Annotated in this window: 18 protein-coding genes; 11 read left to right on the top strand and 7 right to left on the bottom strand. The window is 69.8% G+C overall.

Going from position 1 to position 18,102, the window contains the following annotated elements; all coding sequences use genetic code 11:
- Positions 1-292 precede the first annotated feature (292 nt).
- The 8 genes from OHT51_RS16475 (at position 293) to OHT51_RS16440 (ending at position 9,365) form a co-directional block, all read left to right on the top strand.
- Positions 293-1,348 (top strand): BMP family lipoprotein, encoded by a 1,056-nt coding sequence (locus tag OHT51_RS16475; RefSeq protein WP_328879706.1) that lies wholly within the window; start codon positions 293-295, stop codon positions 1,346-1,348.
- A gap of 328 nt (positions 1,349-1,676) precedes the next feature.
- Positions 1,677-2,723, top strand: a complete 1,047-nt coding sequence (locus tag OHT51_RS16470) for a BMP family lipoprotein (protein ID WP_328879705.1) — start codon at positions 1,677-1,679, stop codon at positions 2,721-2,723.
- A gap of 211 nt (positions 2,724-2,934) precedes the next feature.
- Positions 2,935-4,521: an ABC transporter ATP-binding protein gene (locus OHT51_RS16465; RefSeq protein ID WP_328879704.1), complete on the top strand. Its 1,587-nt coding sequence runs from the start codon at positions 2,935-2,937 to the stop codon at positions 4,519-4,521.
- Entirely contained in the window at positions 4,521-5,642 is a 1,122-nt protein-coding gene (locus tag OHT51_RS16460; protein ID WP_328879703.1) for an ABC transporter permease, read from the top strand. The genes OHT51_RS16465 and OHT51_RS16460 overlap by 1 nt, the downstream gene beginning before the upstream one ends.
- Positions 5,639-6,913 (top strand): ABC transporter permease, encoded by a 1,275-nt coding sequence (locus OHT51_RS16455; RefSeq protein ID WP_328879702.1) that lies wholly within the window; start codon positions 5,639-5,641, stop codon positions 6,911-6,913. Before OHT51_RS16460 ends, OHT51_RS16455 begins: the two co-directional genes overlap by 4 nt.
- A complete protein-coding gene (locus OHT51_RS16450) occupies positions 6,910-7,317 on the top strand; it encodes a cytidine deaminase (protein WP_328879701.1) in 408 nt (135 codons plus the stop codon). The genes OHT51_RS16455 and OHT51_RS16450 overlap by 4 nt, the downstream gene beginning before the upstream one ends.
- Before the next feature lie 90 nt (positions 7,318-7,407).
- A complete protein-coding gene (locus OHT51_RS16445; protein ID WP_328879700.1) occupies positions 7,408-8,685 on the top strand; it encodes a thymidine phosphorylase in 1,278 nt (425 codons plus the stop codon).
- Positions 8,686-8,780: 95 nt separating this feature from the next.
- Positions 8,781-9,365 (top strand): Uma2 family endonuclease, encoded by a 585-nt coding sequence (locus OHT51_RS16440; protein WP_328879699.1) that lies wholly within the window; start codon positions 8,781-8,783, stop codon positions 9,363-9,365.
- 3 nt (positions 9,366-9,368) lie between these two features.
- Here the strand turns inward: OHT51_RS16440 and OHT51_RS16435 are convergent, their stop codons facing one another.
- The gene (locus OHT51_RS16435) at positions 9,369-10,289 is read right to left on the bottom strand and encodes an AEC family transporter (RefSeq protein WP_328879698.1); all 921 of its coding nucleotides are present in this window, start codon (positions 10,287-10,289) and stop codon (positions 9,369-9,371) included.
- A gap of 175 nt (positions 10,290-10,464) precedes the next feature.
- Between OHT51_RS16435 and OHT51_RS16430 the strand changes: the two genes are divergently transcribed.
- Entirely contained in the window at positions 10,465-10,851 is a 387-nt protein-coding gene (locus OHT51_RS16430; protein WP_328884339.1) for an STAS domain-containing protein, read from the top strand.
- On the opposite strand, the gene OHT51_RS16425 is transcribed toward OHT51_RS16430, so the two are convergent.
- The 3 genes from OHT51_RS16425 to OHT51_RS16415 all read right to left on the bottom strand — a co-directional run bounded on the left by OHT51_RS16425 (position 10,735) and on the right by OHT51_RS16415 (position 13,613).
- A complete protein-coding gene (locus OHT51_RS16425; protein WP_328879697.1) occupies positions 10,735-11,754 on the bottom strand; it encodes a sigma-70 family RNA polymerase sigma factor in 1,020 nt (339 codons plus the stop codon). The genes OHT51_RS16430 and OHT51_RS16425 overlap by 117 nt on opposite strands.
- Positions 11,755-11,945: 191 nt before the next feature.
- Positions 11,946-12,311 carry an ATP-binding protein gene (locus tag OHT51_RS16420; protein ID WP_328879696.1) on the bottom strand — a complete coding sequence of 122 codons (366 nt, stop codon included), beginning with the start codon at positions 12,309-12,311 and terminating at the stop codon, positions 11,946-11,948.
- 138 nt (positions 12,312-12,449) lie between these two features.
- Positions 12,450-13,613, bottom strand: a complete 1,164-nt coding sequence (locus OHT51_RS16415; RefSeq protein ID WP_328879695.1) for an adenosine deaminase — start codon at positions 13,611-13,613, stop codon at positions 12,450-12,452.
- Positions 13,614-13,786: 173 nt separating this feature from the next.
- On the opposite strand from OHT51_RS16415, the gene OHT51_RS16410 reads away from it, so the two are divergent.
- Positions 13,787-14,548: an alpha/beta hydrolase gene (locus tag OHT51_RS16410; RefSeq protein WP_328879694.1), complete on the top strand. Its 762-nt coding sequence runs from the start codon at positions 13,787-13,789 to the stop codon at positions 14,546-14,548.
- A gap of 85 nt (positions 14,549-14,633) precedes the next feature.
- Here the strand turns inward: OHT51_RS16410 and OHT51_RS16405 are convergent, their stop codons facing one another.
- Positions 14,634-15,587, bottom strand: coding sequence for a LysR family transcriptional regulator (locus OHT51_RS16405; protein ID WP_328879693.1), 954 nt, complete (start codon positions 15,585-15,587; stop codon positions 14,634-14,636).
- A gap of 63 nt (positions 15,588-15,650) precedes the next feature.
- Between OHT51_RS16405 and OHT51_RS16400 the strand changes: the two genes are divergently transcribed.
- Positions 15,651-16,925: an MFS transporter gene (locus OHT51_RS16400; RefSeq protein WP_328879692.1), complete on the top strand. Its 1,275-nt coding sequence runs from the start codon at positions 15,651-15,653 to the stop codon at positions 16,923-16,925.
- 92 nt (positions 16,926-17,017) lie between these two features.
- Here OHT51_RS16400 and OHT51_RS16395 read toward each other — a convergent pair whose 3' ends face one another.
- Both OHT51_RS16395 and OHT51_RS16390 read right to left on the bottom strand, forming a co-directional pair.
- On the bottom strand, positions 17,018-17,227 hold the full coding sequence (locus tag OHT51_RS16395; RefSeq protein ID WP_328879691.1) for a PspC domain-containing protein: 210 nt from the start codon (positions 17,225-17,227) through the stop codon (positions 17,018-17,020).
- Between the two features lie 108 nt (positions 17,228-17,335).
- Positions 17,336-17,887 (bottom strand): VanZ family protein, encoded by a 552-nt coding sequence (locus tag OHT51_RS16390; RefSeq protein ID WP_328879690.1) that lies wholly within the window; start codon positions 17,885-17,887, stop codon positions 17,336-17,338.
- Between the last annotated feature and the right edge of the window lie 215 nt (positions 17,888-18,102).

Raw genomic sequence — 18,102 nt, 5'->3', positions numbered from 1 at the left:
GGCGCGGCCGTGCGCGGCGTTGCACCCTACGCTCCGCTCCGCTTGCGGGCCGCGGCGAGCGGGGGGAGTCTTTCCCCATGGCGGGCGGTCCTGAGCGCCATCGTGGCGAAGGCACCACCGGTGCTGTCGCCCCATGCGTGCCCTTTCGATCCGGTGGTTCACAAGGACGTAACCGGCCATCGGCACGAATGGATAACGGCCGGGCGAAACCCCGTTCCCAGGAGTGTCTACGCGCGTTACTCTGCGCCGAACTCAGCACCCACTGCGGGGCTTGGAGAATGGGGACTTCACGATGCGTCGGACATCCAAACTGACCCGTGTCGCGGTGGGGGTCGCGTCGATCGCGCTCGCTGCCACGGCGTGCGGTGGTACCAGCAGCGACAGCGGCAGCGACAGTGACGGCAGCGGCGACACCAAGGGTCTCGCCATCGCGTACGACATCGGCGGCAAGGGCGACCAGTCCTTCAACGACGCCGCGTACGCCGGTCTGCAGAAGGCCCAGAAGGAGTTCAAGTACAAGACGGCCGACATCGAGCCCACCGAGGGCGAGACGGACGCCGACAAGGAGCAGCGCCTGGCCTCCCTGGCCAAGCAGGGCTACAACCCGGTGATCGGCGTCGGCTTCGCCTACGGCCCCGCGATGGAGGCCGTGGCCAAGAAGTACCCGGACACCACCTTCGGCATCGTCGACTCGGTGGTCGAGGGCGACAACGTCACCTCGCTCGTGTTCGCCGAGGAGCAGGCCTCCTACCTGGCGGGCGTCGCCGCCGCCAAGGCCACCAAGACGAACACGGTCGGCTTCATCGGCGGTGTGGACATCCCGCTGATCCACAAGTTCGAGGCCGGCTACAAGCAGGGCGTCCAGGACACCAGCGGCGGCAAGGTCAAGGTCCTCTCGCAGTACCTGACGCAGACCGCGGAGGAGGGCGGCTTCTCCAGCCCCGACAAGGGCAAGGCCGCCGCCGAGGGCCAGATCGAGAAGAACGCCGACGTCCTCTACCAGGCGGCGGGTCTGTCCGGTCAGGGCGTCATCGAGGCTGCCGCGAAGGCCAAGGTCTGGGCGATCGGCGTCGACTCCGACCAGTTCGAGCAGGCCGCCCTGGCTTCGTACAAGGGCTACATCCTGACCTCCGCGCTCAAGGACGTCGGCGGCGCGGTCTACGCGCTGGCCAAGTCCGTCGAGGACGGCAAGCCGCTGACCGGCACCCAGACCTTCGACCTGAAGGTCAACGGCGTCGGCCTGTCCGAGTCCAACCCGGAGTTCGCGAAGATCCCGGGTCTCACGGAGGCCGTGGCGAAGGCCAAGGAAGGCATCATCGACGGCTCGATCAAGGTCAAGACCGAGTAGTCACGGTCGACGTACGACGCTCTACGACGTCGTACAGCGTCGTACAACCTGGTACGGCTGGAAGCGGGCGGGCATCCGAGGGTGCCCGCCCGCTTCGCTGTCCCCGCCCGCTTCGCTGTCCCCGGCCCTCCGCGTCCCCTCCCGCTTTGCTTTCGGCAAGCCTCGGGTCAAGGTCCCGCGTGGACTTGGCCACGGGCGCATAACAAGGTGGACAGAAGGGGTTTTCAGGTTGGTCTACGCGCGTTAATCTGCGGCGGAAGCCAGCGCCGTTGCTGTGAAGCTGTACCGAGCTGTACCGTCCGGCGCTTGTACTAAGGAGCACCTACACATGCGCCGGATTTCCCGGATCACGGTCGCAGGCGCAGCGACCGCCTCCCTGGCCCTCGCGCTCTCCGCCTGCGGCGGCACCTCGACGTCCGCCTCGTCGGACTCGAAGGGCAGCAAGGGCCTCGCCATCGCGTACGACGTCGGCGGCAAGGGCGACCAGTCCTTCAACGACGCCGCGTACGCGGGCCTGGAGCAGGCGAAGAAGGAGTTCCAGTACGACACGGCCGACGTCGAGCCCACCGAGGGTGAGACGGACGCCGACAAGGAGCAGCGCCTGGCCTCCCTGGCCAAGCAGGGCTACAACCCGGTCGTCGGTGTCGGCTACGCCTACGCGGCCGCCGTCAAGGGCGCCGCGGAGAAGTTCCCCGACACCACCTTCGGCATCGTGGACGACTCCACCGTCGAGTCGAAGAACGTCGCCGACCTGGTCTTCTCCGAGGAGGAGGCTTCGTACCTGGCGGGCGTCGCCGCGGCCAAGAGCACCAAGACGAACACGGTCGGCTTCGTGGGCGGTGTGGACATCCCGCTCATCCACAAGTTCCAGGCCGGCTTCGAGCAGGGCGTCAAGGACACCAACCCGCAGGCCAAGGTCCTGACCCAGTACCTCACGCAGACCGCGGAGGAGGGTGGCTTCTCCAGCCCCGACAAGGGCAAGTCGGCCGCCGAGGGCCAGATCGAGAAGAAGGCCGACGTCGTCTACGCGGCCGCCGGCCTGTCCGGTCAGGGCGTCATCGAGGCCGCCGCCGCCAACAAGGTGTGGGCGATCGGTGTCGACTCCGACCAGTACAAGCAGGAAGCCCTCGCCAAGTACAAGGACTCGATCCTGACCTCGGCGATGAAGGACGTCGCCAAGGCGGTGTACAACCTGGCGAAGTCGGTCGAGGACGGCAAGCCCGAGACCGGTATCGTTCGTGGCGATCTGAAGACCGGCGAGGTGAGCCTGTCGAACTCCAACCCGAAGTTCGCGGACAACACCGAGCTGCAGGACGCCATCAAGACGGCCAAGGAGAAGATCATCAGCGGCGAGATCAAGGTCAAGTCCAGCTGATTGCAGCAACACCCTGAGCAGCGGTAACCAAGGGGTTACGTTCGCGCGACGGGGTGCGGGGAGGATTTCTTCCCCGTACCCCGTTGTCGCGGTGCGTCGGCCCCTTATCAGGCCATAGGGGCGCTACGCGCGTAGACGACCCCCGTCCCCAGGAGAGTGCGCCATAAACGCGTCCAGCAGCCCTCCGGCCGGAGCGGCGGTCAACGGTCAGGTGACCGCCGTCGAGCTCGCCGGGATCACCAAGCGTTTCCCGGGCGTCGTGGCCAACCACGACATCCACCTCACCGTCCGCAAGGGCACCGTCCACGCCCTCGTCGGCGAGAACGGCGCCGGCAAGTCGACGCTGATGAAGATCCTCTACGGCATGCAGAAGCCGGACGAGGGCACCATCGCCATCGACGGTCGGCAGGTCACCTTCTCGTCGCCGGCCGACGCCATCGTGCGCGGCATCGGCATGGTGCACCAGCACTTCATGCTCGCCGACAACCTCACCGTCCTCGAGAACGTCGTGCTGGGCAGCGAGAAGCTGTACGGCATCGGCGCCAAGGCCCGCCGCAAGATCAAGGAGATCTCCGAGCGCTACGGCCTCGGCGTGCAGCCCGACCGCCTGGTCGAGGAGCTCGGCGTCGCCGCCCGCCAGCGCGTGGAGATCCTCAAGGTCCTCTACCGCGGCGCCACCACGCTGATCCTCGACGAGCCCACGGCCGTCCTGGTGCCGCAGGAGGTCGACGCGCTCTTCGACAACCTGCGCGAGCTGAAGTCCGAGGGCCTGTCGGTCATCTTCATCTCCCACAAGCTCGGCGAGGTCCTCTCCGTCGCCGACGAGATCACCGTCATCCGCCGCGGCACGACGGTCGGTACGGCCGTGCCCGCCGAGACCACTCCGAAGCAGCTGGCCGAGATGATGGTCGGCAGCGAGCTGCCGACGCCTGAGACCGCCGAGTCCACGGTCACCGACCGCCCGGTCATCACCGTCGACAAGCTGCGCCTGGAGGCGGCGGGCGGCAAGGCCCTGCTGGACGACATCACGTTCACCATCCACGCGGGCGAGGTCCTGGGCATCGCCGGCGTCGAGGGCAACGGCCAGACCGAGCTGGTCGACGCGCTCATCGGCCTCAAGGGCGCCGACTCCGGCACGATCACCCTCATCGACGAGGAGATCACCGGCTGGGCCACCCGCAAGCGCCGCGAGCAGGGCATCGGTTACATCCCCGAGGACCGCCACCGCCACGGCCTGCTCCTGGAGGCCCCCCTCTGGGAGAACCGCATCCTCGGCCACGTCACCGAGAAGCCCCTCGCCAAGGGCGTATGGCTGGACCCGAAGGCGGCCCAGGAGGACACCCGGCGGATCGTGACGGAGTACGACGTCCGTACGCCCGGCATCGACGTCACCGCCGCGTCCCTGTCCGGCGGCAACCAGCAGAAGCTGATCGTCGGCCGCGAGATGAGCCACAAGCCGCGCTTCCTGATCGCCGCGCACCCCACCCGTGGTGTGGACGTCGGCGCGCAGGCCGCGATCTGGGACCACATCCGTGAGGCCCGCCGCGAGGGCCTGGCCGTGCTGCTGATCTCCGCCGACCTCGACGAGCTCATCGGCCTGTCCGACACCCTCCGCGTGATCTACAACGGCAAGCTGGTCGCCGACGCAGACCCGGCCACCATCACCCCGGAGCAGCTCGGTTCGGCGATGACCGGCGCCGCGACCGGTCACCTGGAACAGGACGAGACCCCCGAGACCCCGGCGGACACCCCTGAGATCCGCAAGTCTCCCGAGTCCGGCGAAGACGAGGCCCGCTGATGAAGAAGTTCGACAAGGAGCGCGTGCTCCTCGCGGTGGCCGGCCCGGTCATCGCGCTCGCCGTGGCCTTCGTGCTCAGCGCGATCGTGCTGGTCGCCTCAGGCAAGAGCCCGGTCGAGCCGTACACCCTGATGTTCGAGCAGCTCGGCTTCTCGGACATCCAGGTCCTGATCATCAACCAGGCCTCGATGTACTACATCGCGGCCCTCGCGGTGGCCATCGGCTTCCGGATGAACCTGTTCAACATCGGCGTCGACGGCCAGTACCAGCTCGCCGCCATGATGGCCGCGATCGTCGGCGCCCACGCGAACCTGCCGGCCGCCCTGCAGATCCCGCTGCTGCTGCTCACCGCCGTCTGCACCGGCGCCTTCTGGTCCGGAATCGCCGGTGTCCTCAAGGTCACCCGCGGTGTCAGCGAGGTCGTCGCGACGATCATGCTCAACGCGATCGCCACGTCGGTCATCGCCTACCTGTGGCTGCCGGACGTCTTCGGCGTCAAGGTCGGCAACAACAACACCACCGGCGAGATGCACGAGTCCGGTTGGGTTCCCGGCATCGGCATGGGCGACGCCGGCGAGATCTACGGCCTGGTCTTCCTCGCCGTCCTGCTCGGCATCGCCTACTGGGTCGTCCTCAACCGCACCCGCTTCGGTTTCGACCTGCGCGCCTCCGGCGCCTCGCAGACCGCCGCCGCGGCCAGTGGTGTCGACCCCAAGCGCATGGTGCTCACCGCCATGCTGCTCTCGGGCGGTCTCGCCGGCCTCGCCGGTCTGCCGATCCTGCTCGGCGACACCCACACGTACAGCCTGAACTTCCCCACCGGCATCGGCTTCCTCGGCATCGGCATCGCCCTGCTCGGCCGCAACAGCCCCGTCGGCATCGCGTTCGCCGCCCTGCTGTGGGCCTGGCTCGACAAGGCCTCGCCGGAGCTCGACTTCCACGGTTACGACAAGGAGATCGCGGTCATCATGCAGGGCCTGATCGTGCTCTCGGTCGTCGTCTCCTACGAGGCCGTCCGTGAGTGGGGCCTGCGCCGCCAGCAGCGCCAGGTCGGCGCCGAACTCGCCGCCGGTCACGTCCTCGGCGCCAACAACACCACGAAGGAGGTGGCTGGCCGATGACCGCCCCGACCTCGGCGACCGACGTCAACCAGCCCACGCTGCAGCCCGCGGCACCGACCGGCCGCCGCCTCTCGTGGCCCGTCCTGCTCCTGGTCATCGCCGGAGCCCTTGCGCTGACCTCGATCGTCCGCCTCATCACCGGCGCCGACGGCATCACCAACGTCAGCCAGATGTCCACCGCGCTCCAGCTCGCCGTGCCGATCGGCCTCGCCGGTCTGGGTGGTCTGTGGGCCGAGCGGGCGGGCGTCGTCAACATCGGCCTCGAGGGCATGATGATCCTCGGCACCTGGTTCGGCGCCTGGGCCGGCTTCCAGTGGGGCCCGTGGACCGGTGTCGTCGTCGGCATCATCGGCGGCTGCATCGGCGGCGTCCTGCACGCCATCGCCACCGTCACCTTCAGGGTCAACCACATCGTCTCCGGTGTGGCGATCAACATCCTCGCCCTCGGCATCACTCGCTACCTCGCGCCCCTCGCCTTCGAGGGCCACGCGGGCGGCTCCGCCAAGCAGTCCCCGGCGGTCGACTCCCTCGGCCACTTCACGGTGCCCGGCCTGTCCGACGGGCTGCGGGACCTGAACAACCAGGGCTGGTTCTTCATCTCCGACATCGCCGGCCTGCTCGGCGGTCTGGTCACCAACGTCTCCTGGCTGACCCTGATCGCCATCGCTCTGATCCCCGGCACCTGGTGGATCCTGTGGCGCACCGCCTTCGGTCTGCGCCTGCGTTCCTGCGGTGAGAACCCGATCGCGGCCGAGTCCCTCGGCGTGAACGTCTACAAGTACAAGTACATCGCCGTGATCATCTCCGGCGGCCTGGCCGGCCTCGGTGGCGTCTTCCTCTCCATCGTCGCCAACCCCTTCTATCTGGAGGGCCAGGTCAGCGGCCGCGGTTACATCGGCCTCGCCGCGATGATCTTCGGTAACTGGATGCCGGGCGGCCTCGCCCTCGGCGCCGGCCTGTTCGGCTACACCGACAGCCTCAACCTGCGCGGCGGCTCCACGAACGTGCACGCCCTGCTGCTGCTCGGCGCGCTCCTGCTGATCATCGGTGCCATCTGGCTGGTGATCCGCAAGAAGTACGCCCCGTCGATGATCACCGCGGTGATCGGCGCCCTGGTCTACACCTGGTACGCCACCACCAACGAGGTCCCGAACCAGGTCGTCTCCGCCACGCCGTACGTCGTCACGCTGGTCGTCCTCACGCTGTCCGCACAACGCCTGCGGATGCCCAAGGCGGACGGCCTGCCGTACAAGAAGGGCCAGGGCAAGTGACCCCGGCCGCCTCCCACGACGTCGACTGGGACAAGCTGCGCGCGGCGGCCCGGGACGCCATGTCCCGCGCCTACGCCCCGTACTCCGGATACCCGGTCGGCGTCGCGGCCCTGGTCGACGACGGCCGTACGGTCACCGGGTGCAACGTCGAGAACGCGTCGTACGGCGTCGGCCTGTGCGCCGAGTGCGGACTGGTCTCGGAGCTGCAGAACACCGGGGGCGGCCGCCTGACGCACTTCACCTGCGTCGACGGCGAGGGCGACGTCCTCGTCCCCTGTGGCCGCTGCCGCCAGCTGCTCCACGAGTTCGGCGGCCCGGAACTGCTGCTGGAGACCCCGGCGGGCATCCTGCCGCTGTCGGAGATGCTGCCGCAGGCCTTCGGGCCGGGCCACCTCAGAAAGTAACTCCCGTGCGGCCCTTTCGAGTTGCTCCAGTGAGCGGCTCGGAGGGGCCGTGCCGTTTCCACATGTTCGGCCGGAAGGAAAGTCATGGCCATGGACGCAATCTCTGTCATCCGCACCAAGCGGGACCGCGGTGAGCTCAGCGACGAGCAGATCGACTGGGTCATCGACGCGTACACCCGTGGGGAGGTCGCCGACGAGCAGATGTCCGCGCTCGCCATGGCGATCCTGATCAACGGCATGAACCGCCGCGAGATCGCCCGCTGGACGGCGGCGATGATCGCCTCCGGCGAGCGCATGGACTTCTCGTCGCTGTCCCGCCCGACCGCCGACAAGCACTCGACCGGCGGCGTCGGCGACAAGATCACACTGCCGCTGGCCCCCCTGGTCGCGGCCTGCGGCGCGGCCGTCCCCCAGCTCTCGGGCCGGGGCCTCGGCCACACGGGCGGCACGCTGGACAAGCTGGAGTCGATCCCGGGCTGGCGCGCCCTCCTCTCGAACGAGGAGATGCTGTCGGTCCTGGACGGCACCGGCGCGGTGATCTGCGCGGCGGGCGACGGCCTGGCCCCCGCGGACAAGAAGCTGTACGCGCTGCGCGACGTCACCGGCACCGTCGAGGCGATCCCGCTGATCGCCTCGTCGATCATGTCGAAGAAGATCGCGGAGGGCACCGGCTCCCTGGTCCTGGACGTGAAGGTCGGCACGGGCGCCTTCATGAAGACGATCGAGGACGCGCGCGAGCTGGCCTCCACGATGGTGGGCCTGGGCACGGACCACGGCGTCAAGACGGTCGCGCTCCTCACGGACATGTCCACCCCGCTCGGCCTCACCGCGGGCAACGCCCTGGAGGTCCGCGAGTCGGTGGAGGTCCTGGCGGGCGGCGGCCCGGCGGACGTGGTGGAGCTGACCATCGCCCTGGCCCGCGAAATGCTGGACGCCGCCGGGGTGAAGGACGCCGACCCCGCCAAGGCCCTGGCCGACGGCTCGGCGATGGACGTCTGGCGCCGCATGATCGCGGCCCAGGGCGGCGACCCGGACGCGAAGCTGCCGGTGGCGCGCGAGCAGCACGTCATCAAGGCCCCGTCCTCCGGCGTCCTGACCCGCCTCGACGCCTACGACATCGGCGTCGCCGCCTGGCGCCTGGGCGCCGGACGCGCCCGCAAGGAGGACCCGGTGCAGGCGGGCGCGGGCATCGAGCTCCACGCCAAGCCGGGCGACACGGTCACCGAGGGCCAGCCCCTGCTGACCCTGCACACCGACACCCCGGAGCGCTTCGAGTACGCCCTCCAGTCGGTGGAGGGCTCGTACGACATCGCGGGCGCGGGGACCGACTTCACGGCTTCGCCGGTGGTGCTGGAACGTATCGCCTGACCAGGCGTTTTCCCTTTCGGGTGAACGGGATCGGTGGACCTCCGCCGGTCCCGTTCGGCATGCTGGGATCGGTGACGCACCGATAGGAGACCGCCATGAGCGCACTCACCGTGAGCCAGGACCCCGACCAGAACTGGGACGACCTCGTCCGGTACTGGGAGGAGATGGAATGGCCCGAGGGCAGCAAGGTGGAGATCATTGAGGGGATCATCACCGTGTCACCTGCTCCCGCATCCCGCCACAACGTGATCGCGGAACGAATTCAGCGTCGCCTCTACTCCGCGATCCCCGAGGACTGGGGGATCTTCCAGACACAGGCGATCGCCGTGCCGTCACGTCTGGGCATGCTCATCCCTGACCTGCTCGTGGCTCCCGTGCAGGAGTGCGCGGAGGCGGAATCCCATACCCCGGCAGCCTTGGCCGAACTCGTCGTCGAGGTGACCTCCAAGTCCAACGCCCACCACGACCGCGTCAGCAAGCCCGCCGCTTACGCCACCGCCGGGAGTCCGCTCTATCTGCTGATCGACCGCTGGGCTCCAGGAGGGCCCACCGCCACGCTCTTCGGGGAGCCGAAGGGTGATGTGTACCGGGTGTTGAGCGCCGTGAAGTTCGGTGACCCCATCAAGCTGCCGGACCCGTTCGACGTGACGATCGACACCGGCGAGTTCCCGGTCGACTGATCGTCAGCCCAGCAAGGCCGCAACCACCACCAGCACCGGCACCGAGATCACCGTCGACAGCAGGATCGAGTCCCGCGCCAGCCGCTCGCCCACCCCGTAACTCGACGCGTACGTGTAGAGGTTCTGCGCGGCAGGCAGTGCCGACGTCACCACCACGTCGAGGAGCGGAGCGCCCCGCAGGCCGAAGACGCCCGCCGCGAGCGCCCAGGCCGCCGCCGGCTGGCCCAGGGACTTCAGGGCGACCGAGAGCAGGACCGGGTGCCGGTCGGGTCCACGGCCGGGCATCGTGCTGCCGCACAGGGAGATGCCGAAGGCCAGCAGGACCGCCGGGACCGACATGCCGCCGATCAGGGTCAGGGGGTCCAGGACCGGGGCCGGGATGCGCAGACCCGTCGCCGACACCGCCACGCCCGCCAGCGAGCCGACCGCGATCGGGTTGCGCAGCGGGGTCAGCAGGCGGCGCCACAGCGGGCCCTTCCCGCCCCCGCCGGACAGGTCGAGGATCGTCAGGGCGATCGGGGTGACCCCGACCAGTTGGAACAGCAGCACCGGCGCCACCAGCGAGGCGTCGCCCAGGACGTACACCGCGATCGGGATGCCGAGGTTGCCGGAGTTGACGTAACTGGAGCACAGCGCGCCGATCGTCGTACGGCCCACCCCCCAGCGCCGTACGACACCCACCGCGACGAAGACGCCGGCCGCCGCGGCCGTGCTCAGGGCGGTCACCAGGAGGCGGCTGGAGAAGATCACCGAGAGGTCGGTCTGCGCGAGCGTGGTGAACAGCAGCGCCGGGGACGCCACGTGGAAGGCCAGCTTGGTGAGGACCTCGCGGCCGTGGTCGCCGAGGTAGCCGAGCCGGCCGATCGCATAGCCCACCCCGATGACGACCGCGATCACCGCGAAGCCCGTCAACACCCCCTGCACGGCACCTCCTTGGCGGAAAGGAAACCGCAGGGTATTCGGGGAGGCGCTGATACGTGGGGCATACAGCCAACCCTCTGGGGAAGGAGGGCACCGGGTCAATGTGATCCCGGCAGGCGGACACCCCACGGCGCACGGACACCGGGCGGCGGGCGACGGACGGGGGCCTCAGGCCGCGATGAGTTATCCGCCGCCGTCCGGTCTACCGATCGTGGATGCCATGACACCCGCAGTACTCGTGCTGGCCGGCCCCGTCACCCGGGATGAGGTGGCAGGGCTGTGCGACGACGTGCGGGCCCGGCTGGAGGCCGGCGGAGCGGGAGTCGTGGTGTGCGATGTCGGAGGGCTCGGACCCCCGGGACTGGGCACCGTCGACCTGCTGGCACGGCTCCAGCTGGCCGCCCGGCGCGCCGGGGGCCGGATACGCCTGCGGGACCCCGACCCGGCGCTACACGCCCTCCTCGACCTGGTGGGCCTCCGCTTCGAGATGGAGGGGGAGCCCGAACAGCGGGAACCAGCGCTTGGTGTCGAGGAAGCAGTGGAACCCGGTGATCCGGCCGTCTGAGACCTCCAGCACCTGCACCGCCCACGGCGTGAAGCCGCCCGCCTCCGGGTCCGGCTTGTACTGGGCGAAGCCAGGCAGCCCGTTGACCTGGACCGGCAGCAGACGCGAGCCCGCGCAGGGGGCGCCGAGCGTCGTCATGAAGCCCGTGATGTCCTTGACGCCGGTCAGCCACAGGTCGAACGGCGGCATCGTCATGATGGCGTCCTCGTGCAGCAGGGCCGTGAGCGCGGTCATGTCGTAGCCCTCGAAGGCCGCGACATACCGCTCGAGGAGCTTTTGCTGCTCCTCGTCCAGCGGATCGGCGACGGCGGCCTCGGCGCCCGGCTGCTGCTGCTCGGCGAGCGTGGCGCGCGCCCGCTGCAACGCGCTGTTGACCGACGCGACCGTCGTGTCGAGCAGCTCGGCGACCTCGCTCGCCTTCCAGGCCAGCACCTCGCGCAGGATCAGCACCGCCCGCTGCTTGGCCGGCAGCTGCTGCAGGGCGGCCATGAAGGCGAGCCGCACCGTCTCCTTGGCGACCGCGGCCTCCGCCGGGTCCTCGGTGCTGGGCAGCACCCGGTTGTCCGGCATCGGCTCCAGCCAGGTGTTGTCCGGGCGGGGCGAGAGCGCCGCCTGCGCGAGCGGGGTCGACTCCGTGAGGTCCATGGGCCTGGCCCGCTTGTTGCCGGCCGTCAGCATGTCCAGGCACACGTTCGTCGCGATGCGGTACAGCCACGACCGGAGACTGGAGCGCCCCTCGAACTTGTCGTAACTCCGCCAGGCGCGCACCATCGTGTCCTGCACCGCGTCCTCGGCCTCGAAGGAGGAGCCGAGCATGCGGTAGCAGTACCCGGTCAGTTCGACGCGGTGTTTCTCCAGCCTGACGTCCAGGTCCGTTGTCGTAGTCGCCGTGCCGTCGCTCATCGTCCACCCACCCCTGTGGCCGTATCCCGCAGTGCGCCTCATCGCGCCCCACCCTTCGGAAGCTACCGCAGCCCACTGACAATGGCCCCCGGAGCGGACAAAGCAGCAGTTCAGAAGGGGTCGACAACACGCCGCTGGGGCGCACCTGGTGTCCAAGGCGCGCCCCAGCGGCGTGGTGCGGGGGATGTGGCTCAGGCGAGCGGCAGGCCGTTCACGGGCAGGCCCTGGGTGGGCAGGGTCTGCAGCGGCAGACCGCCGAGCAGCCCCGTCGGGCCCGCCGCCAGCGCCTGCTCGGCGGCCGGCTGGGCGGCGGCCAGTCCGGCGCCGAGCGCCTCCTGACCCTGGGCGAGACCCGCACCGCCCTGGGCGAGACCCGCACCGGCGGCCGGCGCCGCCTGGGAGAGGTTCTCGGCCGGGAGCGTCCGGGTGACGGTGTCCAGCGCCGAACCGGCGGCGTCCGGGGCGACCGGCGCGGCGTTCGCGGCACCCGCACCGGCGGCGGCGAAGGCGGCACCGAGAGCGGCGACACCGAGGGTCTTGGCAGCAGACTGCTTCATGAAGGTAAGTCCTCGAAATTCGTTACGGGGTTGTGAGCGGTTCTCGACCGTAAACACGCCCCGCACGCCACCGCAAACATCGAAATGCGGACGGATTGTGAATGGCGTCCGCATTCCGTGTGCACGGAGAACTCCCGGTCAGCCCTCCTCGCCCTCAGAACCGCTGGTAGAGCTGGTCTGACGGAACAACCATTCGGACTTGAGTTCGGCATATCCGGGCTTGATCACGTCATTGATCATCGCGAGTCGTTCATCGAAAGGAATGAACGATGATTTCATCGCATTGACGGAGAACCACTGCATGTCATCGAGCGTGTAGCCGAATGCCTCGACAAGGTGCTCGAATTCCCGGCTCATGCTGGTGTGGGACATCAGGCGGTTGTCGGTGTTCACGGTGGCGCGGAAGTGCAGCCGCCGCAGCAGACCGATGGGGTGCGCGGCGTACGAGTCGGCCGCGCCCGTCTGGAGGTTGGAGCTGGGGCACAGTTCCAGCGGGATGCGCTTGTCCCGGACGTACGAGGCGAGCCGGCCGAGCTTCACGGAGCCGTCGGACTGCACCTGGATGTCGTCGATGATGCGCACCCCGTGCCCCAGCCGGTCCGCGCCGCACCACTGCAGGGCCTGCCAGATGGACGGCAGACCGAAGGCCTCGCCCGCGTGGATGGTGAAGTGGTTGTTCTCGCGCTTGAGGTACTCGAAGGCGTCGAGATGCCGGGTGGGCGGGTGGCCGGCCTCGGCGCCCGCGATGTCGAAGCCGACGACGCCCAGGTCGCGGAAGCGGTTGGCGAGTTCGGCGATCTCCAGCGCGCGGGCGGCGTGCCGCATGGCGGTCAGCAGCGCGCCCACGCGGATGCGGTGGCCGTTCTCCCGCGCGATCCGCTCGCCCTCCCGGAAGCCCTCGTTCACGGCCTCGACGACCTCTTCGAGGCTGAGCCCGCCCTCCAGGTGCTGTTCGGGCGCGTACCGCACCTCGGCGTAGACGACCCCGTCCTCTGCGAGATCCTCTGCGCACTCGCGCGCGACCCGGACGAGGGCGTCGCGGGTCTGCATCACCGCGACGGTGTGGGAGAAGGTCTCCAGGTACCGCTCCAGGGAGCCGGAGTCGGCGGCCTCGTGGAACCACACGCCGAGCTTGTCGGGGTCGGTCTCGGGGAGCTGGGTGTAGCCCGTCTCGCGGGCGAGCTCGACGATCGTGCCGGGACGGAGCCCGCCGTCGAGGTGGTCGTGCAGCAGAACCTTCGGGGCCCGGCGGATCTGGTCCGAGCTCGGGGTGTTCGCCTTCTGGGCAGTCTCGCTCGTCATTTTCGCACTCTAACGCCTACGCGCGTAGATGGCTCATTCATCGCTGATTTCCCCGCCGCCGTCGCGTATTTCTCCCCTGGTGTACGAATCCGTCGGGTGTACGAATCCGTCGATACGTAACGGTGACCCCAAGGACGGGTGGCGTACACCCGCGCTTCTGACACTGTTCTGTCATGGCACAGCAAGTGACGCCGGTGCGCAGGGTCCGGCTGGGCAAGGTGATCGGGCCGGAGCCGACGGCGGTGAGCGGAGTGGTGCTCCTGCTGCCCGGAGGTGACGAGGTCTCACATCGCAAGCCGGCGACGTTGTTGGCGACCTCCCATGTGCGCACCCTCGGGCGTCGGCTGGCGCGGGCGGGGCGCGAGGAGGGTCTGGCCGCGCATGTCGTCCGCTACCGCTTCCGCGGGTGGAACGGCAGCGACGCGAACCACATGAGCGACGCGTTGTGGGCCGCCGACGAGGTCGTACGCCGCTATGGCGACGTCCCCGTGTGCCTCGCCGGTGTCGACATGGGCGCGCGGGCGGCGGTGCGGGCGGGTGGCCATGAGGCCGTCAACTCCGTGCTGGCGATTGCTCCTTGGCTGCCGGAGGAGGACGTTGCGGCGTCACCCGAACCGGTGAAACAGCTCGGGGGGCGGCGGGTGATGTTCGTGCACGGCACCAACGACGAGCGGACCGATCCCGAGCTGTCGTTCCGGCTGGCGGAGCGGGCGAAGAAGGCGAACCGGGACGTGTGCCGGTTCGAAGTGCACTCCGATCGGCACGCATTGCAGCAGCACCGGGACGAAGTCCTCGCGCTGGCCGAGGACTTCGTCATGGGGGTGCTGTTCGGGAGGTCGTTCTCGCGGCCGGTCGCCGATGCGTTCGCGGCTCCGCCTCCTTTGGGACTTCGGATGCCGTTGGCCGCCGGGTTCGGGAAGTCGTTGCGGCGCTAGCGCCGTTGGGGCGTCGGCTCGTTGGCGGGTGCAGCATCATCGTGGCTTGTCGCGCAGTTCCCCGCGCCCCTTGGGGCAATGCCCTTCAGGTGGGTAGCAAGTTGCCCCTCCTGGACAGGAGGAACCTCTTGAAGGCTGCGACCGGGGGCGTGTCCGGGCGGTCGGCCATCCAGGCGACGCCGATCTCGCGTGCCGCGCGTGGGGCGGTGACCGTCAGTTCCGCGACCCCGGGGCGCGGTACGGCCGGGGGTGGCAGGAGTGCGACCCCGAGGCCCGCCGCCACCAGGCCCCTCAGCGTCTCCGCCTCCTCGCCCTCGAAGGCGATGCGCGGCTTGAAGCCGGCCTCCTGGCACAGGTCGTCGGTGATGCGGCGCAGGCCGTAGCCCGGTTCCAGGGTCACGAAGATCTCGTCGGCCGCCTCCGCCAGGCGGATGCGCTTGCGGGTGGCCAGACGGTGATCGGAGGGGACGACCAGGCGGAGTTTCTGTTCGTCCAGGCGGCGGGCGACCAGGTCGGGGGCGTCCGGGACGGGCGAGGTGAGGCACAGGTCCAGTTCGCCGGTCCGGAGTCGTTCGAGCATGGCCTCGCCGTAGTTCTGGACCAGGCTGAAGCGGACCCGGGGGTGGTCGGCGCGGAAGGCGTGGATGAGGCCGGGGACCGTCTCCGCGCCCATGGTGTGCAGGAACCCGAAGGCGACCTTGCCGGTGGCCGGGTCGGCGTCCGCGCGGACTTCGTCGGCGGCGCGCCGGATCTCGGCGAGGGCGCGTTCCGCGGAGGCGAGGAAGGTGCGGCCGGCGGGGGTGAGGGAGACCGTACGGCCGTGGCGGGCGAACAGGTCGACGCCCAGGTCCTGTTCCAGGCGGACCATGGCACGCGAGAGCGTGGACTGCGGGACCTGCATCTCCTGGGCGGCCCGGGTGACGTGCTCGGTGCGGGCCACGCCGGCGAAGTACGCGAGGCGGGGTGCGAGCAACATCGTCATGTCTTCTGTGTCACTGGATGGTGACAGTCGATGCTGTGAGCTGTACTGATGCGCCATGGGAACGATTATGGCGAATCCATGCATTGGACGGATGAGTAGGGGCGTACGTAGCTTCGAAGCATGTCTCCCGCCAGTACCGGGGCGTCCATCACCGTGGGCGCCGCACCCTCAGTCCCCGTCGTCGACTCCCGAATGGCCCCGGGCGGCCCCGGCTACCGCCGGATGAGCTTCGCCCTCTTCCTCGCCGGTGTCGCGACCTTCGCGCTTCTCTACTCCACGCAGGCCCTGCTGCCGCTGATCTCCGGTGAGTTCGGGGTGGCGGCGAGCGAGGCGAGCTGGACGGTGGCGGCCGCGACGGGTGGTCTGGCGCTGTTCGTGCTGCCCATGAGCGCGCTGTCGGAGCGGTTCGGACGCCGTACGGTCATGACGGCGTCCCTGGCGGTCGCGGTGGCGGTCGGTGTGCTGGTCCCCTTCGCGCCGAACCTGACCTCCCTGGTCGTGCTGCGGGCGGTCCAGGGTGCGGCGCTGGCGGGTCTGCCGGCGTCGGCGACGGCGTATCTGGCCGAGGAGGTCCGGCCGAAGGCGCTGGTGACGGCCATCGGACTGTTCGTCGCGGGCAACAGCGTCGGCGGGATGAGCGGCCGTGTGATCACCGGCTGGGTCGCCCAGGAGTGGGGCTGGCGGGTCGCGGTCGGCGTGATCGGCGTGATCGCGGTGGCGTGCGCGGTGGCCTTCCGGCTGCTGCTCCCGGCCCCGCGCCACTTCAAGCCCGGCTCGCTGCGTCCGCGCGTCCTTGCCCGCGCGGTCCGCGACCACCTCTCCAACCCGCTGCTGCGCCGTCTGTACGCGATCGGCGCCCTGTTCATGACGGTCTTCGGCGGCGTGTACACCGTCATCGGCTACCGCCTCACGGAGGAGCCGTTCTCGCTGCCCCAGGGCATCATCGGCTCGATCTTCCTCGTGTACCTGGTCGGCACGGTGTCCGCGTCCACGGCGGGACGGCTGGTGGGCCGCCTGGGCCGCCGCGGCGCGCTGTACGCGGCCGGCGCCACGACGGCGGCGGGCCTGCTGCTGTCCCTGGCGGACTCGCTCCCGCTGGTCCTCCTCGGCCTGGTCCTCATCACGGGCGGATTCTTCGCGGGCCACGCGGCCGCCTCCTCGGCGGTCAGCAAGACAGCCACCCACGGTCGCGCGCAGGCCTCGGCGCTCTACCAGTCCGCCTACTACATCGGCTCCAGCGCGGGCAGCACGGTCGGCGCGGTGGCCTTCCACGCGGGCGGCTGGGCCGGCACGGTCGGAGTCGGCTTGCTGGCGGTGCTCGGCGTCGTGACGATCACGGTGTTCGGCACGCGGGCGGCGCGGCTTGAGCAGCGGCGGCTGGCTACGGCGGCCTGAGGCGGGCGTAGCTCGTAGGCTCCGTCCCCACTCGCAGAAACGACCGCGCCCCGCCGGACATCGGCGGGGCGCAGTCGTTTCTGTGGCTATGGCTACCAGGCCTCGCGCGTCTTGTTCGCCTTGTCCTCCGACGGGAGCAGGATCCACAGGACTATGTAGAGCAGGAACTGCGGGCCGGGGAGCAGGCAGGAGATCAGGAAGATCCAGCGCATCGTCGTTGCGGAGGTGCCGAAGCGCCGTGCCAGCGCGGCGCACACTCCGCCGATCATGCGGCCGTTGGTGGGTCGGGCGAGCGCGGTCATGGTGCGGCTCCTTCGCGAGCGTCGGCCGGAGGCCCCCTTGTGGGGCCTCCCGAGGGCTTCCCTCATCTGACATCCACGCTACGGCGACGAACCGGGCAAAGCGTCACTCTATGGAGCTATCCCGACCCTTGGAATCGTCGGGGTCCGACCCTGAGAAGGCTCCTCCTGGGGGACCGGCGCCCGGTCTGTGCGCTCGGACCTGCGGCGGAGCCAGGCGCGGGACGCGGGGACGATCGCCGCGTGCGCCAGGGCCACGCCCACGGTGTTCAGCAGCAGCGAGTCGATGTCGACGATCTGGCCGGGCACGCCGGTCTGCAGCAGTTCGATGCCCAGCGAGATCAGGGCGCCTGCGGCGACCGCACGGACCAGGGAGCCCAGCGGGGAGGCGTTGATCCTGCCGTGTGCCATCGGGATCAGCACGCCCAGCGGTGCGAGCAGGGCGAGACCCTCGGCGATGTGCCGGGCGCCCTGCTGCCAGCCCAGCGCCAGATCGGCTCTGATCCCGGCGAACGGCCGCAGGTTGGGCGGCATCACCCAGGGGACGTCCAGGGGGCGCAGCGTGAGCCAGGCGACGAACGCGAGGTGCGCGACCAGGAGAACACCCCCAGTCGCACGGATGCGGATCTCGGCGCTGCCGCCGATGGAGCCTTGACGCTGCACGCCCCCCTAGACGCGCCCCCCGGCAGGATCGGTTCCGGGAGGGGGCTTACGGGGGTGAGGCGTCCGCCACACGGGCCTCCGGCGGTAGGGGCGCGTCTATGCCTGCGGCGGCCCGTCGCGGTTCGGTGGGGGTTCGCGTAGCGCCTGCGGGTGTGTGGTGGGTCGGGGCCGTGCCGGGGGGTGTCCGTCCTCGGACCGGCGGTCACCTTGGGCCA

This window comes from Streptomyces sp. NBC_00299 (assembly GCF_036173045.1).
Lineage (GTDB): Bacteria > Actinomycetota > Actinomycetes > Streptomycetales > Streptomycetaceae > Streptomyces > Streptomyces machairae.
The sequence above is the reverse complement of the archived record's forward strand: the minus strand, read 5'-3'. Positions and strand labels throughout refer to the sequence as shown.